The sequence below is a fragment of the Streptomyces sp. NPDC002838 genome (genome assembly GCF_040295365.1).
GTDB lineage: Bacteria > Actinomycetota > Actinomycetes > Streptomycetales > Streptomycetaceae > Streptomyces.
On the sequence record NZ_JBEOVF010000020.1, the window covers coordinates 109,277 to 129,891 of the forward strand.

Genomic DNA, 20,615 nt, shown 5'->3' on the forward strand with positions numbered 1-20,615 from the left:
GTGGCGCGTCCAGCAATATTGGTCTCGCCCCTCTACCTAAAATGCTTCACGTACATACGCCCACCCCTCCCCCAGGAACGGTCATTCACGAGCTCGCCTCCCGGATCCGCCGCCTGCCCCCGTCCTGCGGCCCGGTCCGCCTCGTCGGCGTCGACGGGCACGCCGGATCCGGCAAGTCCACGTTCGCCGGACAGTTGGCCCGGGCGCTGGGCGGCGCGCCGGTGCTCCGCCTCGACGACATCGCCAGTCACGACGAGCTCTTCGACTGGACCGGACGGCTGCTGGACCAGGTGATCGAGCCGCTCCGCCGGGGCGAGACCGCGCACTACACGCCGTACGACTGGCGCGCCCGTCGCTTCGGACCGCCGCGTGCGCTGCCGCCCGCCGCGGTGATCCTTCTGGAGGGAGTCGGCGCGGGCCGTCGCGCGCTGCGCCCGCATCTGGCACACCTGCTGTGGATGGAGCTGGCCGAGGAGGAGTCCTGGTCGCGCGGGCGCTTCCGGGACGGAGAGGAACAGCGGGAGTTCTGGGCCGGATGGGTCAGGGCGGAACGACGGCACTTCGCCGAAGACCCTTCCCGTCCCTTCGCCGACCTCTTGGTACGTCAGTGCGAGAAGGGATACGAGGTGCTTCCCGGGCCTGCCGGGATCATTGGACCGGACCAGGTCATCACACACGGTGACTGACCATCCGCAGTGTGCTGAACTTGTGAAGAGCCTTGCGGGGCAACTTCCCGGAGTGCTTCAACTCGGCTTGACCGACGGGCCGTACAGGACTTACGTTCTCAATGTGCGGTCATTCGAGCCGCCCGTAGACGCGAAGCCCCCGGTTGTTCCCCCGTGATCGGGGGCTTCGTTCTGCCCTCTTCCCTGTTTTCGCCCCTCATTTCGAGCGCCGCGTGACACGATTCGCTCACCCTCGGTCACCATGCGGACTCCGCCCGAATGCTCCCACCTCGCCAAACGTCCTGTGCGCCACCCTTCGGTGGGCGACACCTGCGCAGGTACGATGCCCTCGGTGCGACCTACGGACGGCTGCTCTGCGCACCGTTGCAACTCCGGTCCGCGGCACAGCGGTTGGACCAAGGCGGCCGACGGGCACCGGCCCGGCGGCGAACCAAACGGGGGCACGGTTTGTGGGGGACGTGATGGACTTCGGCACGCAGGGCCCCGAGGCCCCGGCCGACCTCGCCTGGCTGCGAGGCGTGGACGCCTACACCATGGGCGCCTATCCGCAGGCGGAGGAGGAGTTCCGCACCGCGGTGCGGATCGATCCCGGGATGGCGGACGGCTGGCTCGGACTGCACGCGCTGCGCGTCGACACGACGACCGCGCTGCTCAGGATGTTCCGGCACCGGGACCGCTTCGGCGAACAGCGCACTCGACATCGCCGCACCCTCAACTCCTGGTACTGGCTGGGCTGGTGGGTGCAGCCGGTGCTGGAAAGCCCGCGCGACCTGCTCCTCGCCCACGCCTCGCACTGGCTGGACGGCCGGCACGTCCCGGAACTCGACCGGGCCCTCGCCGGCCTGCCCCCCGTGGACGCCGACCCGCAGGTCCGTTTCCTGCACGCCTGCCGCGCCTATCTCGTCAAGGACTGGGAACAGCTGGTCCGGCACACCGACCCGCTGCTCGACGATCCCATGCTGGGCATCGAGGCGGGCCTGTTCGGCGGTATGGCCAGGGTCCGGCTGGAGATGTACGGGCAGGCCGAGCCCCTGCTGTCGGCGGCCCTGATGCGCTGCCGCAGCGAGCAGCCGCAGCGCAAGGAGCTGCGGTACTGGCTGGCGCGGGCCCACGAGGGGACGGGGCGCAGTGCCGCGGCGTTGCCGTTGTACCGCGCCGTGCACCGGGTCGACCCCGCCTTCATGGACACCTCGGCCCGGCTCGCCGCGATCGCCGAGGGCGACGGGTACGACGACTCGGCCGACCTGGCCGCGATCACACTCGCCGGCGCCGGGCAGGACGCCGTGGACGGCCCCGACGGACTCGACCCGCTCTTCGGCACCGAGGGACGCGACCTGAAGCTCTCGGAGCCCGAGCCGCCCTCCGGTTCCCCGCCGTCGGTGACCGACCCCGCGGTGCGCGAGAAGATCGTCCCCACGCAGTCGCTGCCCGCCGGTCCCACCGATCCCGCGCTCCTCGAGGAGGCGCTCGCCGAGCTCGAGCGCATGGTGGGTCTGGAGCCGGTGAAACGCCAGGTCAAGGCGTTGTCCGCGCAGTTGAACATGGCCCGGCTGCGCGCCGGGCAGGGCCTGCCGGTCCAGCCGCCCAAGCGGCACTTCGTCTTCTCCGGCCCCTCCGGCACCGGCAAGACCACGGTGGCCCGCATCCTGGGCCGCGTCTTCTACGCCCTCGGGCTGCTCGGCGGCGACCACCTCGTGGAGGCCCAGCGGGCCGACCTGGTCGGTGAGTACCTCGGCCAGACCGCCGTGAAGGCCAACGAGCTGATCGACTCCGCGTTGGGCGGTGTGCTGTTCGTCGACGAGGCGTACTCGCTGTCCAACTCCGGTTACGGCAAGGGCGACGCGTACGGCGACGAGGCGCTGCAGGTGCTGTTGAAGCGGGCGGAGGACAATCGTGACCACCTGGTGGTGATCCTGGCCGGCTATCCGGAGGGCATGGACCGGCTGCTTGCCGCGAACCCCGGGCTGTCGTCCCGTTTCACGACCCGCGTCGACTTTCCGTCCTATCGTCCGCTCGAACTCACCTCGATCGGTGAGGTGCTGGCCGCGGAGAACGGGGACGTGTGGGACGAGGAGGCGCTGGACGAGCTGCGGTCGATCGCGGGGCACGTGGTCGATCAGGGGTGGATCGACGAGCTGGGGAACGGGCGGTTCCTGCGGACGCTGTACGAGAAGAGCTGTGCGTATCGGGATCTGCGGTTGTCGACCTATCCGGGGGTACTGACTCGGGATGACTTGTCGACTTTGCGGTTGCCGGATCTGATGCAGGCGTACGGGGAGGTGCTGTCCGGGAGAGGGCCGCAGGATCCGTCGGCCATGTAGGTGCCGGTGCACGGAGCTGACGGAGGGTGGGGGCGCTTGCCGCGCCGGCGGGGTGCCGCCGTCTTTGGGACGGGCGCCACCCCAGCGGCACGACTGCCCGCAGCTACGTGGCCATTGCTTCCTCCGGTGCTCCGCTCGCCCGCGGCTCCGTCACCCTCACCGCCGGCAGCTCCCGGTGTGCCGGGTCCCGTACCTCGCCGACCAGCAGCTCCAGTACGTCCTCCAGCGCGACCAGGCCCAGCACCTTGCCGGACGCGTCGGCCACCTGGGCCAGGTGCGTGGCGGCCCGGCGCATCACCGTCAGGGCGTCGTCCAGCGGCAGTTCCGGTCTGAGCGTCGTCATCGGCCGCCAGATCTGCTGCGGTACCGCCCGCTGCGAGTCCTCCAGATCCAGTACGTCCTTCACGTGCAGGTAGCCCATGAAGGCGCCGTTCTCCGCCGCCACCGGGAAACGGGAGTACCCCGTGCGGGCGGTGAGCTCGACGATCTGGCCCGGGGCGACCGAGGGGCTGACCGTGACCAGTGACTCGCGCTTGAGGAGCACGTCCGTCACCGGGCGTGACCCCAGCTCCAGCGCGTCCCCCAGGCGTTCCCGCTCCTCGGGGTCGAGCAGACCGGCCTGGCCGGAGTCCTCCACGAGCCGGTTGAGCTGCTCGCTGGTGAAGACCGCCTCGACCTCGTCCTTGGGCTCGACCCGGAAGAGCCGCAGGATGCCCCGGGCGCAGGCGCCGAGGGAGACGGTGATCGGCTTGCAGAGGCGGGCGAAGGCGACCAGGCCCGGGCTGAGCCACAGCGCGACCTTCTCCGGGGCCGCCATCGCGAGGTTCTTCGGGAGCATCTCGCCGACGACGAGGTGGAAGAAGACGACCGCCGCGAGCGCGATGACGTAGCCGAGCGGGTGGATCATGCCATGCGGCAGGTGGATCCACTCGAAGACCGGCTCCAGCAGACGCGCCACCGTCGGCTCGGCGACCGCGCCCAGAGTCAGCGAGCAGACGGTGATGCCGAACTGGGCGGCCGCCATCATCTGCGGCAGCCGTTCCAGGCCGTACAGGACCTGCCGGGCCCGGGCGGTGCCGAGCGGTTCGATCTGGCTGCGGCGTACCGACACGAGCGCGAACTCGGCGCCGACGAAGAAGCCGTTGGCGAGCACGAGCAGCGCGGCGAACAGGAGTTGGAGGACGCTCATCGGCCGGCCTCCACGACGGACACGGCGGCCTCCGCCATGGCGGGCACGGGGGCCGTCCGCACCAGCCGTACCCGCTCGGCGCGGTAGTGGCCGACCTGGCGGACGGACAGCCGCCAGCCGGGCAGTTCGGCCTTGTCGCCGACGGCCGGGATCCGGCCGAGCAGGTCGGCGACCAGACCGGCGACGGTCTCGTACGGCCCCTCGGGCACGTCGAGGCCTATGCGCTGGAGGATGTCGACCCGGCAGCTGCCGTCGGCCTCCCAGGCGGGCCTGCCGTCCTCGGGCGGAGCCGTGGCGAGTTCGGGCAGGTCGTGACCGTCGTGCTCGTCGCGGACCTCGCCGACGAGCTCCTCGATGATGTCCTCGAGGGTGACGACGCCGGCCGTGCCGCCGTACTCGTCGACCACGACGGCGATGGGCTGCTCGCTGCGCAGGCGGGCGAGCAGGGGCTGCACCGGGAGGGTCTCGGGCACGAGCAGCGCCGGGCGCGCGATACGCCCCACGGGCGTGCGCAGCCGGTCCTGCACGGGCACGGCCAGCGCGTCCTTGAGGTGCACCATGCCGACGATTTCGTCGATCTTCTCGCGGTAGACGGGGAAACGGGACAGTCCGGTGGCGCGGGTCAGGTTGACCACGTCCTCGGCGGTCGCCGACGACTGCAGCGCGCTGACCTTCACCCGCGGGGTCATGACGTGCTGCGCCGTCAGCTCGGCGAGCGACAGGGTGCGGACGAAGAGGTCCGCGGTGTCCTGCTCCAGGGCGCCGGCCTGTGCGGAGTGCCGGGCCAGGGAGACGAGCTCGCCGGGGGTGCGGGCGGAGGCCAGCTCCTCGGCGGGCTCGATGCCCAGCGCACGGACGAGACGGTTGGCGACCGCGTTGAGACCGGCGATCACCGGGCGGAACAGGCGTGCGAACGCGTGCTGCGGGCCGGCGACGAAGCGCGCGACCTGCATCGGCCTGGACACCGCCCAGTTCTTGGGCACGAGTTCACCGATCACCATCTGCACGGCCGAGGCCAGCAGCATGCCGATGACGACGGAGACACCGGAGACGGCTCCCTCGGGGATGCCGGCCGCGGTGATGGGGCCGTGCAGCAGTTCCGCGAGCGCCGGTTCGGCGAGCATGCCGACGACGAGAGAGGTGATGGTGATGCCGAGCTGGGTGCCGGAGAGCTGGAAGGACAGCTCCTTGAGGGACTCGACGACCGTGCGGGCCCGTCGGTCTCCCTCGGCGGCGGCCTTCTCGGCGTCCGTCGCCTCGACCGTGACAAGGCCGAACTCGGCCGCGACGAAGAAGCCATTGGCCAGGATCAGCAGGAAAGCCGCTCCGAGGAGCAGCAGGGGGATGGTCATGATGCCGCCGCCTCCGCGTACACGCGGACTCCAAGATCACAGTCCGCGGTATGTCGGCAGGGGGCGGCGCAGGTACTACAGGACGATCCGTCCATCGCCGGAGAGGGTCACTCCTCGCGTAGCAGGAACCCCTGTGCGCCGGGCGGCGCGCAGGGGCGGAGGCGCAGCGAAAAACGCCTCCGCCAACAGATTAATCAAGACATGGGCCCGTGCGGCAGAGTGGAGAGCCCTGACTCCGCTCCGAGCCGACCCTGATCTTGCTCGGGGTCAGCCGTGATCCGCCTCGGGGCGGGCCGTGGAGCGCGCCTCGGCGAGCGCCCGCAGCGTGCGCGCGTCGGCGATGGCACGCTGTTTGGCGATGCCTGGCTGGATGCCCAGCGCGGGCAGGCTGGTGCCGTCGCTGAGGTTGAGGAACACCCACGGGTCGCCCGGACGGAGGTTCACCTGGATGATTTCGGCCCAGTCCAGGTGCCGCCTGCTGGCGATGTTGACGACGGTGACGCCGGACTCGTCGGCGACGACCTTCGGCCGGGACAGCACGAGCAGCACACCGAACAGGAGCGCTCCGGTGAAGACGAAACTGAGGCGCTCACCGGGGCTGAGCTGTTCCAGCAGCATCGCGACCGTCGTGATGACCACGAAGATCGCGACACCGGCGGTGAGCAGGACGGCACGGGTGCGCCCTGGCCGGAATGTGACAGGGAGAGCGGGCAGTTCGGACATCTCTCTCGCGTCCCTCAGAGACGGCAGGCGTGGATGGCCGTGGTCAGGATGGCCCGGGCGCCGATGTCGTACAGGTCGTCCATGATCCGCTGGGCCTCCTTGGCCGGGACCATGGCGCGGACCGCGACCCAGCCCTCGTTGTGCAGCGGGGAGACGGTCGGGGACTCCAGGCCCGGCGTGAGGGCGACGGCCTTCTCCAGCTGCTCGACGCGGCAGTCGTAGTCCATCATCACGTACGTCCGGGCGACCAGGACGCCCTGGAGACGGCGCAGGAACTGCTGCACCTTGGGCTCTTCGCCGTTCTCGCCGGTGCGGCGGATCACGACGGCCTCGGATTTCATGATCGGCTCGCCGATGACCTCCAGGCCCGCGTTGCGCAGGGAGGTGCCGGTCTCGACGACGTCCGCGATGACCTCGGCGACGCCGAGCTCGATGGCGGTCTCGACGGCGCCGTCGAGGTGGACGACGGAGGCGTCGATGCCGTTGTCGGCAAGGTGCCCCGCGACGATGCCCTCGTAGGAGGTGGCGACCGTCATGCCGTTCAGGTCCTCGACGCCGTTCGCCGTGCCGGGCTTGGTGGCGTAGCGGAAGGTGGAGCGGGCGAAGCCGAGCGGAAGGATCTCCTCGGCGTCGGCGCCGGAGTCGATGAGCAGGTCGCGGCCGGTGATGCCGATGTCCAGCTGCCCGGAGGAGACGTAGATCGCGATGTCGCGGGGGCGGAGGTAGAAGAACTCGACGTCGTTCTCCGGGTCGACGATGCGCAGTTCCTTGGACTCGCGGCGCTGCTGGTAGCCGGCCTCATGCAGCATCTCCGCCGCAGGGCCGGACAGTGAACCCTTGTTGGGGACGGCGATGCGCAGCATGAGGTCGGCTTCCTTTGCGTGGTTTCTTACGGGAGCGGGTGCGGCTTGACGGGTGCGGCTTACAAGTGGGCGTACACGTCGTCCAGGGAGATCCCACGGGCGACCATCATCACCTGGACGTGGTACAGCAGCTGCGAGATCTCCTCGGCGGCCGCCTCCTTGCCCTCGTACTCGGCGGCCATCCAGACCTCGGCGGCCTCTTCGACGACCTTCTTGCCGATGGCATGGACGCCCTTGCCGACCAGTTCCGCGGTGCGGGAGGTGGCGGGGTCGCCGTTTGCGGCCTTGTGCTGGAGCTCGGTGAAGAGCTCCTCGAACGTCTTCTTGGACATGGTGGCGCCCACTTTACGCGGTGTGCCGGGCCACCTAGCGCCATGGTTCAGATACTGAGCGGAGGGTGGCGGCCGTGGCCACGGCCGCCGTCACCGCCTCGTGTCCCTTGTCCTCGTTCGAGCCCTCGATGCCGGCCCGGTCCAGGGCCTGCTCCTCGGTGTCACAGGTCAGCACGCCGAAGCCGACCGGGACGCCGGTGTCGACCGAGACCTGGGTCAGGCCCTGGGTGACGCCCTGGCACACGTACTCGAAGTGGGGGGTGCCGCCGCGGATGACGACACCGAGGGCGACGATCGCGTCGTAGCCGCGCCCCGCGAGGACCTTGGCGACCACCGGGAGCTCCCAGCTGCCGGGGACCCGGAGCAGGGTCGGCTCGTCGATCCCCAGGTCGTGCAATGCGCGCAGGGCGCCGTTCACCAGACCGTCCATCACCTTCTCGTGCCACTGCGCCGCGATGACGGCGACCCGCAGGTCTCCGACATTGCGTACGGACAGTTCCGGTGCACCCTTGCCGCTCACGTCTCTCCTCGTTGGTTTCCTACTGGTTGCCGCAGGTGGACACGGGGGTCGTGTCCAGCCAGGGCAGGTCGTGTCCCATCCGGTCCCGCTTGGTGCGCAGGTAGCGGAGGTTGTGCTCGCCCGCCTGTACGGGCATCGGCTCACGGCCGGTGACCTTGAGTCCGTGGCGGACGAGCGCGTCGGTCTTGTCGGGGTTGTTGGTCATCAGACGCACGCTGCGTACGCCGAGGTCCTGAAGGATCTGCGCGCCGGCGCCGTAGTCCCGGGCGTCGGCGGGCAGGCCGAGCTCCAGGTTGGCGTCGAGGGTGTCGTGGCCCTGCTCCTGGAGCTCGTAGGCCCGCAGCTTGGACAGCAGGCCGATGCCGCGTCCCTCGTGTCCGCGCAGGTAGACCACCACTCCCCGGCCCTCGGCCTGGATGCGCTCCAGGGAGGCGTCCAGTTGGGGGCCGCAGTCGCAGCGCAGGGAGTGGAAGACGTCGCCGGTGAGGCACTCGGAGTGGACGCGGACGACGACGTCCTCGCCGTCGCCGATCTCGCCGTGCACCAGGGCGACGTGCTCGACGCCGTCGACGGTGGAGCGGTAGCCGTACGCGGTGAAGGTGCCGTGGACGGTGGGCAAATGGGTCTTCGCCTCGCGGCGCACCGTGGGCTCGGAGCTGCGGCGGTAGGCGATCAGGTCCTCGATGGAGATGATCGTCAGGCCGTGCTTGCGGGCGAAGGGGATGAGCTCGGGCAGGCGCAGCATCCGGCCGTCCTCGCCGGCGATCTCGACGATGGCGCCGGCCGGGCGGAGCCCCGCGAGCCGGGCGAGGTCGACGGCGGCCTCGGTGTGGCCGTTGCGGACGAGCACGCCGCCGGGCTTGGCGCGGAGGGGGAAGATGTGGCCGGGGCGGACCAGCTCCGTCGGCTCGGCCGTACCGCTCGCGAGCAGTTGAAGCGTGGTGGCGCGGTCGGAGGCGGAGATCCCGGTGGTCACACCGTGAGCGGCGGAGGCGTCCACGGAGACTGTGAACGCGGTCTTCATCGACTCGGTGTTGTCGTCGACCATCTGCGGGAGCCGCAGCCGGTCCAGTTCGTCGCCCTCCATGGGGGCGCAGATCAGGCCGCGGCACTCGCTCATCATGAAGGCGACGATCTCCGGGGTCGCCTTCTCGGCGGCGATGACGAGGTCGCCCTCGTTCTCCCGGTCCTCGTCGTCGACGACCACGACGGGGCGGCCGGCCGCGATGTCGGCGATGGCCTGCTCCACGGGATCGAGCGCGAAGTCCTCGAAACCGTCGGTGCTGTACAGGATCGGTGCCGCTGTCATGCCGGCGCTCCTTCCATGACGGGCTGCGGGGCCTTGCGGGAACGCAGCCACCAGTCGCGCATGCCCCACAGGACGAGTGCGCCGTAGATGACGTAGACGAAGCCGGAGAAGGCGTAGCCGTTGGCGAAGTTGAGGGGCACGCCGACGAGGTCGACGAGCAGCCAGGCGAACCAGAACTCGACCATGCGGCGCGCCTGGGCGTACATGGCGACGACGGTGCCGACGAAGATGTAGGCGTCCGGCCAGGGGTCCCAGGACAGAGTCGGGTAGGCCTTGAAGAGCAGGGCCACGGCGACCGTGCCGACGGCGGCGGCGCCGGCCATCGCCGCGCGCTCCCGCCAGGTGGCGAACCGCGGGGTGATCTGGCCGTCCTCGGACTGTCCCTTGCGGCGGCTCCACTGCCACCAGCCGTACACGGCGACGACCATGACGACGGCCTGCTTGCCGGCGCTGCCGGTCAGGTGGCCGAAGAAGGCGCCGAAGAGGATGAGGCCCGACAGGAACTGCACGGGCCAGCTCCAGATGGACCGGCGCCAGCCGAGGGCGAGGGCGGCCAGACCGAAGATGTTGCCGACCATGTCCGACCACAGGATGTGCTGGTCGAACAGCACGAACGCCTCGGAGTTCAGCCAGTTCACTGGCCGGCCCCCTGACTGGTCATCAGCCGCTCGACGTACTTGGCGATGACGTCGACCTCGAGGTTGACCGGGTCGCCGGGCTGCTTGAGGCCGAGCGTGGTCAGGGCGAGGGTGGTGGGGATGAGGCTGACGGTGAAGTGGTCGGGGCCCGCGTCGACGACGGTGAGGCTGATGCCGTCGACGGTGATGGAGCCCTTCTCGACGACGTAGCGCGTGAGGTCCGCGGGGAGCGAGATCTTCACGATCTCCCAGTTGTCGGACGGCTTGCGCTCGAGTACCTCGCCGGTTCCGTCGACGTGGCCCTGCACGATGTGCCCGCCGAGGCGCGTGCCCACGGCGGTGGGGCGTTCGAGGTTGACGCGGGAGCCGACGGCGAGGGCGCCCAGGCTGGAGCGGTTCAGGGTCTCGGCCATCACGTCGGCGGTGAACTCGTCGCCCTCGTGGTCGACGACCGTGAGACAGACGCCGTTGACGGCGATCGAGTCGCCGTGCTTCGCGCCTTCGGTGACGACGGGGCCCCGCAGCCGAAAGCGGGAGGCGTCGCCGAGGTTCTCGACGGCCGTGATCTCGCCCAGCTCTTCGACGATTCCGGTGAACACTTCCCGGGTCCTCCTGCCTCTTCGGGCACGGACTCCGGGGCTGTCGATGACGACAGAATGTACGAGCAGGGGCACCGGGGGCGACGCCGGACGGAGCCCGCCCATGGACGAGCCGGTACGGCGGCGCGCACGAAGGCCCGCCCGCCGCGCACTGCCTCCCATCCGGACTTTAACCGTCGGTCCAGGAATTTCACCTGGTCAACCGGCCGCTGGAGGCGACCGGGTCGCGGACTGTAACCGCCGGTTCGGACTTTCACCGACCCCGGAGTGCGCTGCTTCTGGTACGGAACCAGTGTGCCACGCCTGATCGACGGCCATACGGGTGAATCGTGTGGAGTGGCTCACAGAGCGTGCCGGGGATGTCACCACCTCGCGAATGGTACGTACCTATTGACCTTGGTGGTCTAGTCCTCTTAGGGTCTGCGCACGGGTCCGGCGACGGTGACGACGGCCCTTGCCCGCCGCCGGACCTCCAGGCGGAACGCTGCTGGAGTTCCGGATGGAGCCGGTCCCACGCTTGGGCTTCGGCCTTGCCGTAGCGGGGTGTGTCGTTCACCGTCGCCACCGACGGTTCCGTCCAGGTCTGCGGCCTGGCGAGGCTGAACTCCTTGCCGTGCTTGGGTGGCCGGCCGCCCTTGGGCTGGTAGGCGCGAGGCGGGGCCGGAAGCCGCAGGGACCGGTCCGAGCGCAGGCGGCCGACCAGCTCGACGGGCAGGTCCCGCAGCAGCCAGGCCAGGCGCATCACGTCGTAGCCCGCGTCCATCACGATCAGCATGTCCCGGTCGCCAGGCCGCCACTGCCCGACCGCGATCAGCCGCTCGGTCACCTGCCGGAGCTGGGTGGCCGTGACGGCTGCGGCGTCGTCGGTGGGCCCGAGGCGGACCGCGTCCAGCACCGTGGTCCACGAAGTGCGGTCCGGCGTCAGCGCGGCGACGAAGGAGTACGGCCAGCCCGGGATGATCTGCGCAGCCGCTTTGGAACGCCCGTGGACGTGGCAGAACAAACGCTCGGGCGAACACGCGGCGTCCGAGCGCAGCCAGCGGGAGACATCTACGGAGAGCACGATCCGCCCGCCGAAACGCGGCAGCGGCACCGACGCCAGAAGGTCCCGCAGCCCCTCCACGTCCAGGCGGCCGTGGTTCAGCGCACCGTACAGCGAACCGTAACCACGTTGGTGCTCAGCGGTCAGTGACAACTCCACCGGCGTCCTGGTCGGCCCGTCCGCGCACAGCAGCGCGTCGGTGAGTTCGAAGAACGCGTCCGCCCGCGCGGACAGACATCGGTAGAAGGCCGTCCGAAAGCGTGACAGTTCCGCGAACGCGTCCCGTTCGCCGGCCTGCGCCAGCGCACTCATCCCCACGGCCTTTCTTGTGAACCCCTGCATCTCGTCGCAGAGTTCAGGATCACGGGGAAGGCCGCCCGCATACCCGGTGGTCACTCCAAAGAGTGACCACGCGACCGGGCCCGACGACAAGAAATAGGCTTAGGCGTAGGAGACTTGATGCCGAAGCTATTCGGACAACTCTTGCCGCCCCCGGAACCGTCCGCCCTCGCCTGCCCGTCTGCCCCAACGGTATGTCCTGGGGGCGGACGTATCACGGGGAGCGTGGGGACATGCTGCGTATCGGCTTCGGCACGGACGACCTCAGCCGGCTGCGGGTGGCGGCGGGCAGCGACTTCATGTGGGAGGTGGTCCTCAGCCTCCACCTGCTCCAGAACCGGCAGGCGGCCCTGGTCTTCGACCCCTGGCGCAGGCAGGTGCGCGAGGATCTCGCGCGAGCGGGGCTGATCCGGACGACCCGGGCGCTGATCGAGGTGAACCCGTGCGCCTCCTACTTCCCGGACTTCCTCACCCCCGGCCTCGGCAACCCCGACCCGGACACCGGACTGGACGCGGTGCTCTCCACCCCCCGCAGACGCTTACGGTACGAACTCGCCCGGCTCTACCCGGACCGGCCGATGCCGTCGGGCGCCCGACGGCTCGCGGAGGGCGGGAGCGAGGCACTGCACCGGCTGGGGAGGGCGGTGCGCGCCTATCACGCGGTGGCTGTGGCGCCGTACAGGACGGTCATCGACCGGGCCGTCGGCGCGGACCTGGCCAGACGCGCCGACTCGGCGCTGGCGGCGGGGGCGGAAGGGCTGCTGGGCAGCTACCAGCCGGACCTGCTGTCCTGGCGGGACGGCCGGCTCGAATGCAGCTACCCCTTCGACCGGGGCCTGGAGCTGAACGGCCGCCCGCTGACCCTGATCCCGTCCTTCTTCTGCGTCCGGCAGCCCGTCGCCCTCACCGCCCGCGAACTCCCTCCCGTACTGGTGTATCCGCTTCCGCTCGCGCCGGGCTGCCTCACGGTGGCCGAGCCCGGCGGCGCACCCGGCCTGCACCGGCTGCTGGGCCCCACCCGGGCCCGCGTGCTGGAGCTGCTCGGCCGCCCGATGTCCACCAGCGGCATCGCCGCCGCCCTCCACCTCTCACCGGCCAACGCCAGCCGCCACGCCACCGTGCTGCGGGAGGCGGGCCTGGTCGGCTCGTTCCGGGACGGGCACCGGATGCTGCACCGGCGCACAGGGCTGGGGGAGGCACTGCTGAACGGGGACTGGGGGGTGTGAGGGGCGCGGGAGCGCCCGCCTCGGGCCGGCGTACGGCCGTGCGGCGGGCGCTGTGTGGTGCGGTGTGTGGGTCAGCAGTTCTTGATCTTCCAGATCGGGTCCCAGTTCCACGGCGCGGGGGCCACGCTGTACGCGGTCGAGCTGTGGACGACTCCGCCGCTCTGGTTGTAGAACCGCGCCACCGTGCCGGTGGTCTGGTTGTTGTAGAAGCCACCGATGCCGCCCCAGTAGGACAGCGAGTAGGTGTGGCAGGCCCATAGGTCGAACACCTTGTACCTGCCGACGTTCGGATCCCACACGCGGGCGCACAGCCGTCCGTACGGGCAGTCGTAGGTGTCGCTGTCGACGTACCGAATGCGTTCGGCGGCCGGTGAGATCCCCGGCGAGTTCGCCGGCACACCCGCATTCACTTGTGCGCCCACCTGCTGCGCGGGGGAACCGACCGCCTGGGCAGCCGAGTCGGCCGCCTGCGCCGGTGCTACGCCCAGCAGCATGATGAGCACCAGACCCGCCCCCGCGACGAGTCCCGCCAGCTTTCTGGGTATCAGATGTGTCCGGGGTGAGTGCATGTACTGTCCTCCGTGTCCTGGTTCCGCTCCGCGAAGCGAACGGCCATCCGCCCGCGCCCCATGGTGGGGCGGTTGGCACCGGGCGGACGAAACATTCGACGGATACGCAATCAAGGCGGCGGATACGAGGTCGTCGAGGACGGTGTGTTCAGGTTCCGGCCCGTTGTCAGGGGTGCTGGAAGACCATCTCGGGATTGGCCGGTGTCGGTCCGTCGAGGGGTGGCCGCAGGAAGACGCGCAGGCGGAGGTCGAAGAAGGCGCCGATGTAGTCGCGGGTGATCTCCCCCGAGCACTGCCCGGACAGCGTGGGCGGTCGGGTCGGCGATGCCCAACGGGACACCCGGCGCTGGCAGGTCGATGAACTCGAAGAACCGGCACTCCGCCACTCGCTACGACGCGGGCAAGACCGTCAAACGCCCCGAGACACTCGTCGCTCCGCGTGACCGCCGATGTTAAGGAACAAGTCAAGGGCATGGTAGGTACCCCCAGAGTCGGCCGAGCAGCGCGAGGCGGTGTCCATGGCGCTGCTGATCCTGCTGGAGCGGCTGACGCCTGCCGAGCGGGCGGTGTACGTGCTGTGGGAGGCGTTCGGGTACGGGCACCGGGAGATCGCCGGCGTCCTGGACCTCTCCGAGCCCAACTGCCGTCAGCTGGACCGGCGTGCGGTCCGGCGGGTGGGTGAGCCGCAGGCGCGATTCGAGGCGGCGTCCGAGCGACGGGAGGAGCTCGTCGCCTTCTTCGTCGCGGCGGCCCGGGACGGCGATCCGGCCGGGCTGGAGGAGCTGCTCGCGGCCGATGTGACCTGGTCGAGCGACGGTGGCGGCAAGGTCAGGGCGGCCCGGCGGCCGGTCGAGGGGTGCGAGAGGGTCGTCCGGCTCGTGGTGGGCGGCGTCGAGCGGTTCGCGGCGGGCCCGGACTGCACGGCGGTCGAGGTCAACGGCGCGACCGGGCCGGCGGCGTGGGCGGGCGACACACTCGCCGGGGTCGTCGCGTTCGATCTGTGGAACGGTCTGATCACGCATGTGCGGGTCGTGGTGAACCCGGACAAACTGGGGTTCGTACGCCGTCAGCTCGCGCGCTCGTAGAGGCCTGTCACATTTCGTACGGGCTACTCGGTCCTGGCTGACGAGGGGCGCTCCACCCGGGAGCGTCCGGCGTTGGAAGGGGCTGAACAGCATGACCACGATCCTGGTGACCGGCGGTACCGGAACGCTCGGCCGGCTCGTCACCGAGCGGCTGCGCGCGGACGGACACGAGGTGCGGGTGCTCAGCCGGCATGCGCAGCCGTACGCCGTCGATCTGCGCGAGGGCGGTGAGGCTCTGGACGCGGCCGTGGCCGGCGTGGACACGATCGTGCACTGCGCGAGCTCACCGCGCGGCGGGGACGAGCAGGCGGCCGCGCACCTGATCGCGGCGGCACGCCGTGCGGGTGTGGGCCACGTGGTCTACATCTCGATCGTCGGCATCGACCGGGTGCCGTTCGGTTATTACCAGTCCAAGCTCGCGGTGGAGAAGCTGATCGAGGAGTCGGGGCTCGGCTGGACCGTGCTGCGCACGACGCAGTTCCACGATCTGCCGGTGATGCTGTTCGAGGTGCAGGCCAAATCTCCGGTGCTGCTGCTCCCGGCCGGGGTGCCGGACCAGCCCGTCGAGGTGGCGGAGGTCGCGGCGCGGCTGGCCGAGCTGGCCTCGGGCCCGCCCGCGGGGCGGGTCGAGGACATGGGCGGGCCGGAGGTGCGGTCGCTGGAATCCCTGGCTCGCGCCTGGCTGAAGGCGACCGGACGGAAGCGGGCGGTGGTGAACGTGCCGCTGCTGGGGCAGGCGTACCGGGCCTTCCGGGCCGGCGGCCACCTCACGCCGGAGCACGCCGTCGGCAAGGGCACGTTCGAGGAGTATCTGGCGGGGCGGCGCGGGTGAAGCGGCACGACTGGCTCCGCGCCGGGTTGAAGCTGCTCGCCGGAGTCCAGGTGCTGCTCGGCCTGTGGATCCTGCTGCTGCCGGACATCTTCTGGAAGTGGCGCTGGGTGTCGTCGCTCCCGCCGTACAACGAGCATCTGCTGCGGGACCTCGGTGGTACGAATCTCGCGCTCGCCGTGGTCCTGTGTGCGGCGGTCACGACGATGGAGCGGCGACTGGTGCTCACCGCGCTGGTGGCGTACCTGGCGGCTTCGGTGCCTCATCTGGTGTTCCACGCCCAGCACTTGGAGCCGTTGTCGGCCGCGAGCGGCGCGGGTCTGATGGCGCTGCTGGGGGCGGGGGTGGTGCTGCCTGCCGCGTTGCTGTGGCTGGCGGCCGATGCGTCGGCGTTCCGCGGACCGACGCCCGTGGACTATCGCCCCGGAGGCGCGAACAAGTCGTCCTGAGCCCGGTCGCGGGCCGTGAGCAGCGCCCCGCGCAGCACCGCTCCCCCGCCCAGTGTGCTGGGCCGTACCTCTGTGGGCAGGGGTGACAGGCGGGTGAGGCGGCTCTGGACGCGGGTGGCCAGGGTGTCGCCGCCCGCGCGGCCGATCTCGCCGGCCAGCACCACGCAGCCGGGGTCCAGTACGGAGATGACGGCGGCGGCGCCCAGGGCGACGCGGTCGGCGAGGGCGTCGAGGAAGCGGTCGGCGGACGTGTCGGTACCGGCCCGGCCCACCGCCGCGCGGACGAGCGCCGACGCGTGGGAGTCGGGTTCGTGCGCGGTGGCCGGTGCCGTCATGCCGTACTCCGCCGCGAGGCCGGCGATCGCACCCGCGCCGGCGAGGGAGTGGAAACCCCCGTCGCAGTCGGTGGCGGACGGCAGCCCCGTGGTTCCCGGCACCGGCAGGAAGCCGATCTCTCCCGCGCCGCCCGAGGCGCCCCGGCGCAGCGTTCCGTCGAGGACCACCGCGGCGCCGATGCCGATGCCGAACCACAGCAGCACGAACGTGTCCCGGTCCCGGGTGGCGCCGTCGCGCTGTTCGGCGAGGGCGGCGAGGTTGGTCTCGTTCTCGACGCTGACGCGGGCGTCCGGGAAGCGTTCCTGCAAGGCGGCCACCAGGCGCCGGTGCCACTCGGGCAGGCCGGAGGAGTCGCGGAGTTCGCCGCTCGCCGGGTCGATCAGGCCGGGCGCGCCGATGCCGACGGTGTGCAGCCGGTCGGCCCCCGCCTCCTTCGCCACGCGCTCGACCAGAGTGACCGCCTGCTCCACCGCGGGCCCCGTCCCGGCGTCGTCGCCGATCGGCACGGACGCCTCGGCGAGCACCTGCCCGAGCAGGTCGGAGACGACGACGGAGACACCCTCGGTGCGCACGTCCAGCGCCGCCAGATGGGCGCGGTCGGCGACGATGCCGTACAGCTTCGCGTTCGGCCCGCGGCGCTGTTCCCCCGACTCCCCGACCACCGTGATCAGCCCGGCGGCAGCGAGGCGCTCGACGAGGTCGGCGACGGTCGGCCGGGACAGACCGGTCAGCTGCTTCAACTGCCCTGCCGTCAACGGGCCCTCCTGCTGGAGCAGACGCAGGGCGAGCCGGTCGTTGATGGCCCGGGCGGTGCTCGGGGATGCGGGCATGCCGGGATCCTCCCAGATGGGCGGCCGCCGGGACGTCGTGCGGCCGGTTCATCCCTTACCTATCAGGAAGGGACCCTGATAGTTTACGGCGGCGATGCGAGCGGGTCCGCGAACGGGGAGGGCGGGAGAATGGGCGAAGTGCACTACGCGCAGCGTGAGGTGAGGCGGGCCCGGTACGCCGTGGCCGCCGTGTTCGCCGTGCACGGCGCCGTGACCGGCTCGTTCGCGACGCGGGTGCCGTGGATCCAGGACCATGCGTCGGTGAGTGCGGGGCAGCTGGGGCTCGCCCTGGCCTTCCCCGCGCTCGGCGCGTCCGTGGCGATGCCGCTCGCGGGCAGCATCAGCCACCGCTTCGGCGCCCGGAACGCCCTGCGCGGCCTGATCGCCCTGTGGACGCTGTCGCTGATCCTGCCGTCCCTCGCCCCGAACCTGCTGACTCTCTGCCTGGCCCTGTTCGCCTACGGCGCGACGGCGGGCATGGCGGACGTGGCGATGAACGCGCTCGGCGTCGAGATCGAGAACCGCCTGAGCCGTTCGATCATGTCCGGCCTGCACGGCATGTGGAGTGCGGGCGCGCTGGTCGGTTCGGCGGCGGGCACGCTCGCCGCGCACCTGGAATCGGATGCCCGGCTGCACCACGCCCTTGCGGCGGCCGTCCTCACGCTCCTCGGCGTGCTGGCCTGTCGTTGGGTGCTCGACCTGCAGCCCGCCGAGGACGAGGAGCCGCCGCCCCGGTTCGCCCTGCCGCCCAAGTCGGCGCTGCTCATCGGCGCGGTCGGGTTCTGCGCGGTGTTCGCCGAGGGCGCGAGCCTGGACTGGTCCGCGGTCTATCTGCGCGACCAGCTGGACAGCTCGGCGGGGCTCGCGGCGGCCTGCACGACCGGCTTCACGCTCACGATGGCGATCGCCCGGATCGCCGGCGACAAGGTGGTGGACCGGTTCGGCTCGGTGCGCACGGTCCGCGTGAGCGGGGTGCTGGCCGCGCTCGGCGGGGTGCTCATCGTCGTCGCGGGCCATCCGGCGGTGGCGATGGCCGGGTTCGCGCTGATGGGCCTGGGCATCGCCGTCGTCGTCCCGCTCTGCTTCGCCGCGGCGGGCCGCAGCGGTCCGAACGCCAGCCTGGCCATCGCGGGCGTCGCGACGATCACGTACACCTCGGGTCTGATCGCGCCCAGCGCGATCGGCGGTCTGGCTCAGGCGACCAGCCTGATGGTGTCGTTCGGCCTGGTGACCCTGCTGTCCTGCGGGCTCGTGGCCTTCGCGGGCGTACTGCGCGCGGGCGACCGTGACCGGCCGAAGGTCGGTTCACAGGCCGCGGCGGTTCCGGATCCGCGGCCCTGAACTCCGGGCGGTACGACATGCCGACGGCGAGGCTCAGCGCGCCAAGTCGTAGGCGTACGACGGCGAGAAGGTGCCCGGCGTGCCCTTGCAGCCGTCCGACTCCCCCGGCAACTTGACCCACAGGTAGGCGTCGATCCGCGCCTCCCCGGTGTTCAGCGTGGGCGCCCGGCCGATCTTCCGGCCGGCCGGATCGCACCACTCGCCGTCGGCCGGGGCGCCGTTGCCGTTGCGGCTGGTGTCGACGACGGCGCCCAGACTCGCCGGACCGCCCAGGGCGTCGAGCACCTGTCGGTCGTAGGCGATCTCGTCGGACGTGCGGTGGAAGTTGGAGACGTTGCTGAAGACGCCGTCGGAGGAGGTGTCCGAGGCGGCGCCGGCCCGCTTCAGCCACCCCGCCTGTTTCGCGGGCGGGTTCCAGCCGGAGTGGCCGGCGTCGTAGTAGACCCGCGCGTTGGGGTTGGCGGCCTTCAGGACGCGGCCCGCGCGGGCCAACGAGGCGAAGCGGCGGGTCCGTTCGCCCGAGGAGAGGCACTCGGCCTGGGCGACCGAGTCGGGTTCCAGGATCACGATGACGCCCCCGGAGCCCAGCCCCGCGGCGAAGGCGTCGATCCAGTCGTCGTACGCGGCGAGGTCCGGCGCCCCGCCCTCGGAGTGCCCGCCGCAGTCGCGGCCCGGGATCGCGTACGGCACGACCACCGGCACCCGGCCCTGCGCGGCACCGCCCGAGGTGACGGCGCGGACCCGTGCGGTGATGGTCGACGGCGTGAAGTCGGCGAACCAGACGGCCGCCGGGTGGTCGGCGATACGGGACTCGATGACCGCGTGGCGCGGGTCGTCGGTGTGGGCGCGCACCCAGTCGAGCACCTGGGATGCGGGGTGGCGGTAGAGCCGGGTGGAGGCGGCGGCGGTCTGCGGCTTCCCCTCCGGCTCCGTCTCCGTCTTCGTCGGTGACGGCGTGGGGCTGATGTCCTTCTCCTTCGGGGACTTCTTCGCAGACGGGGATGCCGACGCACTGGTCGAGGGCGATCCCGACGATACGGCGGGCAGCGGTGCCAGGCGCGGCGAGTCGGTCACCTGGGGTCTGGCCTGGTCGGAGCCGCGCCGGTCGTCGAGCGCGGACAGCATCCCGGTCGCCGTGCCGACCGCGACGACGACGGAGGCCGCCGCGACCATGGCGCCACGCCGGGCGGCCCGCCTGCGCTCGGCCCGACGTGCGGCAAGGCGCTGGGCACGTAAGCCTGACACCTCTTGCTCCCCCTCCCCCACGACGGGTGCGTTCCCCCGTTCTGGGGAAGCGTCGGGCCCGCCGGTACCCGGGCCAGCCTAAAGCTGCGACTCTGCCCCCATGGTGCAATGCGAACAATTCACCACACCCGTCGACGCGGTCATCTCCCGTATGCGCGCGCTCGACTCGGCCCTGCCGGCCCGGGACGGCCTCGCCGTCTTCAACCGCGTCTACCTCGCCGTCACCGAGGCGGTGGACCGGCACATCGACAGGGGGCGGTTCCTGGACGCTCGGGCCGCGATCACGCTGGACGTGCGGTTCGCGGAACGCTATCTGGCCGCCGTCGACGCGGCGGCCGACGAGCGGCGACCGCCGGCCTGCTGGCGGCCCCTGTTCCAGTTCCGCCACCATCCCGGTGTACGACCGCTGCAGTTCGCGCTCGCGGGCATCAATGCGCACATCGGGCACGACCTGGCGCTGGCCGTCGTGGACACCTGTCGTACGCTCGGCTGCGAACCCGCCGACGTGGAGGACGAGTTCGACCGGGTGGGCGACCTCCTCGTCTCGCTGGAGGAGCGCATCCGCGAAGATCTGATGCCGGGTCCCGACGTCCTCCAGATCGCCGACCCGCTCACCCATCTGCTCGGGGCGTGGAGCCTGGAGCGGGCCCGGGACGCCACCTGGACCGCGGCGCGGGCCCTGTGGGCGCTGCGCCGGCTGCCCGAGGTCGCCGAGGAGTTCACCGACCGCCTGGACGCGGCGGTGGGCCTCGCCGGACGCATGCTGCTCACGCCGCTTCCGGACTGATCCGG

The 20,615-nt window shown here is 71.2% G+C and carries 21 protein-coding genes, 1 pseudogene and 1 riboswitch; of the genes and pseudogenes, 8 read left to right on the top strand and 14 right to left on the bottom strand.

Annotated features, from left to right (window positions below; all coding sequences use genetic code 11):
* Positions 1-41 precede the first annotated feature (41 nt).
* Together ABT063_RS25135 and ABT063_RS25140 are read left to right on the top strand one after the other, a co-directional pair.
* Positions 42-686: a uridine kinase family protein gene (locus ABT063_RS25135; RefSeq protein ID WP_351060401.1), complete on the top strand. Its 645-nt coding sequence runs from the start codon at positions 42-44 to the stop codon at positions 684-686.
* Between the two features lie 461 nt (positions 687-1,147).
* On the top strand, positions 1,148-3,007 hold the full coding sequence (locus ABT063_RS25140) for an AAA family ATPase (RefSeq protein ID WP_351060403.1): 1,860 nt from the start codon (positions 1,148-1,150) through the stop codon (positions 3,005-3,007).
* 103 nt (positions 3,008-3,110) lie between these two features.
* Here the strand turns inward: ABT063_RS25140 and ABT063_RS25145 are convergent, their stop codons facing one another.
* The 10 genes and pseudogenes from ABT063_RS25145 to ABT063_RS25190 all read right to left on the bottom strand — a co-directional run.
* Positions 3,111-4,196 (bottom strand): hemolysin family protein, encoded by a 1,086-nt coding sequence (locus ABT063_RS25145; RefSeq protein WP_351060406.1) that lies wholly within the window; start codon positions 4,194-4,196, stop codon positions 3,111-3,113.
* The gene (locus ABT063_RS25150; protein WP_351060409.1) at positions 4,193-5,548 is read right to left on the bottom strand and encodes a hemolysin family protein; all 1,356 of its coding nucleotides are present in this window, start codon (positions 5,546-5,548) and stop codon (positions 4,193-4,195) included. Before ABT063_RS25150 ends, ABT063_RS25145 begins: the two co-directional genes overlap by 4 nt.
* Before the next feature lie 267 nt (positions 5,549-5,815).
* Positions 5,816-6,271 carry a PH domain-containing protein gene (locus ABT063_RS25155; protein WP_351060412.1) on the bottom strand — a complete coding sequence of 152 codons (456 nt, stop codon included), beginning with the start codon at positions 6,269-6,271 and terminating at the stop codon, positions 5,816-5,818.
* A 14-nt stretch (positions 6,272-6,285) separates the two neighbouring features.
* Positions 6,286-7,134 carry an ATP phosphoribosyltransferase gene (gene hisG / locus ABT063_RS25160; protein WP_351060415.1) on the bottom strand — a complete coding sequence of 283 codons (849 nt, stop codon included), beginning with the start codon at positions 7,132-7,134 and terminating at the stop codon, positions 6,286-6,288.
* 59 nt (positions 7,135-7,193) lie between these two features.
* The gene (locus ABT063_RS25165; protein WP_031486114.1) at positions 7,194-7,466 is read right to left on the bottom strand and encodes a phosphoribosyl-ATP diphosphatase; all 273 of its coding nucleotides are present in this window, start codon (positions 7,464-7,466) and stop codon (positions 7,194-7,196) included.
* 34 nt (positions 7,467-7,500) lie between these two features.
* Positions 7,501-7,986: a 6,7-dimethyl-8-ribityllumazine synthase gene (ribH, locus tag ABT063_RS25170; RefSeq protein ID WP_124443830.1), complete on the bottom strand. Its 486-nt coding sequence runs from the start codon at positions 7,984-7,986 to the stop codon at positions 7,501-7,503.
* Positions 7,987-8,005: 19 nt separating this feature from the next.
* Positions 8,006-9,295 carry a bifunctional 3,4-dihydroxy-2-butanone-4-phosphate synthase/GTP cyclohydrolase II gene (locus ABT063_RS25175; protein WP_351060420.1) on the bottom strand — a complete coding sequence of 430 codons (1,290 nt, stop codon included), beginning with the start codon at positions 9,293-9,295 and terminating at the stop codon, positions 8,006-8,008.
* Entirely contained in the window at positions 9,292-9,933 is a 642-nt protein-coding gene (locus ABT063_RS25180; protein ID WP_351060422.1) for a nicotinamide mononucleotide transporter family protein, read from the bottom strand. The genes ABT063_RS25175 and ABT063_RS25180 overlap by 4 nt, the downstream gene beginning before the upstream one ends.
* Entirely contained in the window at positions 9,930-10,532 is a 603-nt protein-coding gene (locus tag ABT063_RS25185; RefSeq protein ID WP_351060425.1) for a riboflavin synthase, read from the bottom strand. The genes ABT063_RS25180 and ABT063_RS25185 overlap by 4 nt, the downstream gene beginning before the upstream one ends.
* Positions 10,533-10,676: 144 nt before the next feature.
* Positions 10,677-10,807, bottom strand: a riboswitch (FMN riboswitch).
* Positions 10,808-10,980: 173 nt separating this feature from the next.
* Positions 10,981-11,886 (bottom strand): annotated as a pseudogene (locus ABT063_RS25190) (transposase); the annotation flags it as partial.
* 260 nt (positions 11,887-12,146) lie between these two features.
* Here ABT063_RS25190 and ABT063_RS25195 point away from each other — a divergent pair.
* Positions 12,147-13,139, top strand: coding sequence for an ArsR/SmtB family transcription factor (locus ABT063_RS25195; RefSeq protein ID WP_351060428.1), 993 nt, complete (start codon positions 12,147-12,149; stop codon positions 13,137-13,139).
* Positions 13,140-13,210: 71 nt separating this feature from the next.
* On the opposite strand, the gene ABT063_RS25200 is transcribed toward ABT063_RS25195, so the two are convergent.
* Both ABT063_RS25200 and ABT063_RS25205 read right to left on the bottom strand, forming a co-directional pair.
* On the bottom strand, positions 13,211-13,708 hold the full coding sequence (locus ABT063_RS25200) for a hypothetical protein (RefSeq protein ID WP_351060431.1): 498 nt from the start codon (positions 13,706-13,708) through the stop codon (positions 13,211-13,213).
* A 166-nt stretch (positions 13,709-13,874) separates the two neighbouring features.
* Positions 13,875-14,048, bottom strand: a complete 174-nt coding sequence (locus ABT063_RS25205) for a hypothetical protein (RefSeq protein ID WP_351060434.1) — start codon at positions 14,046-14,048, stop codon at positions 13,875-13,877.
* A gap of 178 nt (positions 14,049-14,226) precedes the next feature.
* Here ABT063_RS25205 and ABT063_RS25210 point away from each other — a divergent pair, with 178 nt between their 5' ends.
* The 3 genes from ABT063_RS25210 to ABT063_RS25220 all read left to right on the top strand — a co-directional run bounded on the left by ABT063_RS25210 (position 14,227) and on the right by ABT063_RS25220 (position 16,071).
* Positions 14,227-14,793: a sigma factor-like helix-turn-helix DNA-binding protein gene (locus ABT063_RS25210; protein ID WP_351060437.1), complete on the top strand. Its 567-nt coding sequence runs from the start codon at positions 14,227-14,229 to the stop codon at positions 14,791-14,793.
* A gap of 91 nt (positions 14,794-14,884) precedes the next feature.
* Positions 14,885-15,625 carry an SDR family oxidoreductase gene (locus ABT063_RS25215; RefSeq protein ID WP_351060440.1) on the top strand — a complete coding sequence of 247 codons (741 nt, stop codon included), beginning with the start codon at positions 14,885-14,887 and terminating at the stop codon, positions 15,623-15,625.
* A complete protein-coding gene (locus tag ABT063_RS25220; protein WP_351060443.1) occupies positions 15,622-16,071 on the top strand; it encodes a hypothetical protein in 450 nt (149 codons plus the stop codon). Before ABT063_RS25215 ends, ABT063_RS25220 begins: the two co-directional genes overlap by 4 nt.
* Here the strand turns inward: ABT063_RS25220 and ABT063_RS25225 are convergent.
* Positions 16,038-17,237, bottom strand: coding sequence for an ROK family transcriptional regulator (locus tag ABT063_RS25225; protein ID WP_351060446.1), 1,200 nt, complete (start codon positions 17,235-17,237; stop codon positions 16,038-16,040). The two genes, ABT063_RS25220 and ABT063_RS25225, sit on opposite strands and share 34 nt — an antisense overlap.
* Positions 17,238-17,366: 129 nt before the next feature.
* Between ABT063_RS25225 and ABT063_RS25230 the strand changes: the two genes are divergently transcribed.
* Positions 17,367-18,578 carry an MFS transporter gene (locus ABT063_RS25230; RefSeq protein ID WP_351060449.1) on the top strand — a complete coding sequence of 404 codons (1,212 nt, stop codon included), beginning with the start codon at positions 17,367-17,369 and terminating at the stop codon, positions 18,576-18,578.
* A 33-nt stretch (positions 18,579-18,611) separates the two neighbouring features.
* Here the strand turns inward: ABT063_RS25230 and ABT063_RS25235 are convergent, their stop codons facing one another.
* Entirely contained in the window at positions 18,612-19,751 is a 1,140-nt protein-coding gene (locus tag ABT063_RS25235) for a glycoside hydrolase family 6 protein (protein ID WP_351060541.1), read from the bottom strand.
* A gap of 172 nt (positions 19,752-19,923) precedes the next feature.
* Here ABT063_RS25235 and ABT063_RS25240 point away from each other — a divergent pair, with 172 nt between their 5' ends.
* The gene (locus tag ABT063_RS25240) at positions 19,924-20,610 is read left to right on the top strand and encodes a DUF5995 family protein (RefSeq protein WP_351060452.1); all 687 of its coding nucleotides are present in this window, start codon (positions 19,924-19,926) and stop codon (positions 20,608-20,610) included.
* Positions 20,611-20,615: the final 5 nt, after the last annotated feature.

What these genes read in the sequence shown, in the direction of transcription:
- ABT063_RS25240 (WP_351060452.1), top strand. Translation starts at nt 19,924, where the DNA reads ATGGTGCAATGCGAACAATTCACCACACCCGTCGACGCGGTCATCTCC.
- hisG (WP_351060415.1), bottom strand. Translation starts at nt 7,134, where the DNA reads ATGCTGCGCATCGCCGTCCCCAACAAGGGTTCACTGTCCGGCCCTGCG.
- ABT063_RS25150 (WP_351060409.1), bottom strand. Translation starts at nt 5,548, where the DNA reads ATGACCATCCCCCTGCTGCTCCTCGGAGCGGCTTTCCTGCTGATCCTG.
- ABT063_RS25230 (WP_351060449.1), top strand. Translation starts at nt 17,367, where the DNA reads ATGGGCGAAGTGCACTACGCGCAGCGTGAGGTGAGGCGGGCCCGGTAC.
- ABT063_RS25215 (WP_351060440.1), top strand. Translation starts at nt 14,885, where the DNA reads ATGACCACGATCCTGGTGACCGGCGGTACCGGAACGCTCGGCCGGCTC.
- ABT063_RS25135 (WP_351060401.1), top strand. Translation starts at nt 42, where the DNA reads ATGCTTCACGTACATACGCCCACCCCTCCCCCAGGAACGGTCATTCAC.
- ABT063_RS25140 (WP_351060403.1), top strand. Translation starts at nt 1,148, where the DNA reads ATGGACTTCGGCACGCAGGGCCCCGAGGCCCCGGCCGACCTCGCCTGG.
- ABT063_RS25155 (WP_351060412.1), bottom strand. Translation starts at nt 6,271, where the DNA reads ATGTCCGAACTGCCCGCTCTCCCTGTCACATTCCGGCCAGGGCGCACC.
- ABT063_RS25145 (WP_351060406.1), bottom strand. Translation starts at nt 4,196, where the DNA reads ATGAGCGTCCTCCAACTCCTGTTCGCCGCGCTGCTCGTGCTCGCCAAC.
- ABT063_RS25225 (WP_351060446.1), bottom strand. Translation starts at nt 17,237, where the DNA reads ATGCCCGCATCCCCGAGCACCGCCCGGGCCATCAACGACCGGCTCGCC.
- ABT063_RS25175 (WP_351060420.1), bottom strand. Translation starts at nt 9,295, where the DNA reads ATGACAGCGGCACCGATCCTGTACAGCACCGACGGTTTCGAGGACTTC.
- ABT063_RS25165 (WP_031486114.1), bottom strand. Translation starts at nt 7,466, where the DNA reads ATGTCCAAGAAGACGTTCGAGGAGCTCTTCACCGAGCTCCAGCACAAG.
- ABT063_RS25235 (WP_351060541.1), bottom strand. Translation starts at nt 19,751, where the DNA reads ATGGTCGCGGCGGCCTCCGTCGTCGTCGCGGTCGGCACGGCGACCGGG.
- ABT063_RS25200 (WP_351060431.1), bottom strand. Translation starts at nt 13,708, where the DNA reads ATGCACTCACCCCGGACACATCTGATACCCAGAAAGCTGGCGGGACTC.
- ABT063_RS25210 (WP_351060437.1), top strand. Translation starts at nt 14,227, where the DNA reads ATGGCGCTGCTGATCCTGCTGGAGCGGCTGACGCCTGCCGAGCGGGCG.
- ABT063_RS25195 (WP_351060428.1), top strand. Translation starts at nt 12,147, where the DNA reads ATGCTGCGTATCGGCTTCGGCACGGACGACCTCAGCCGGCTGCGGGTG.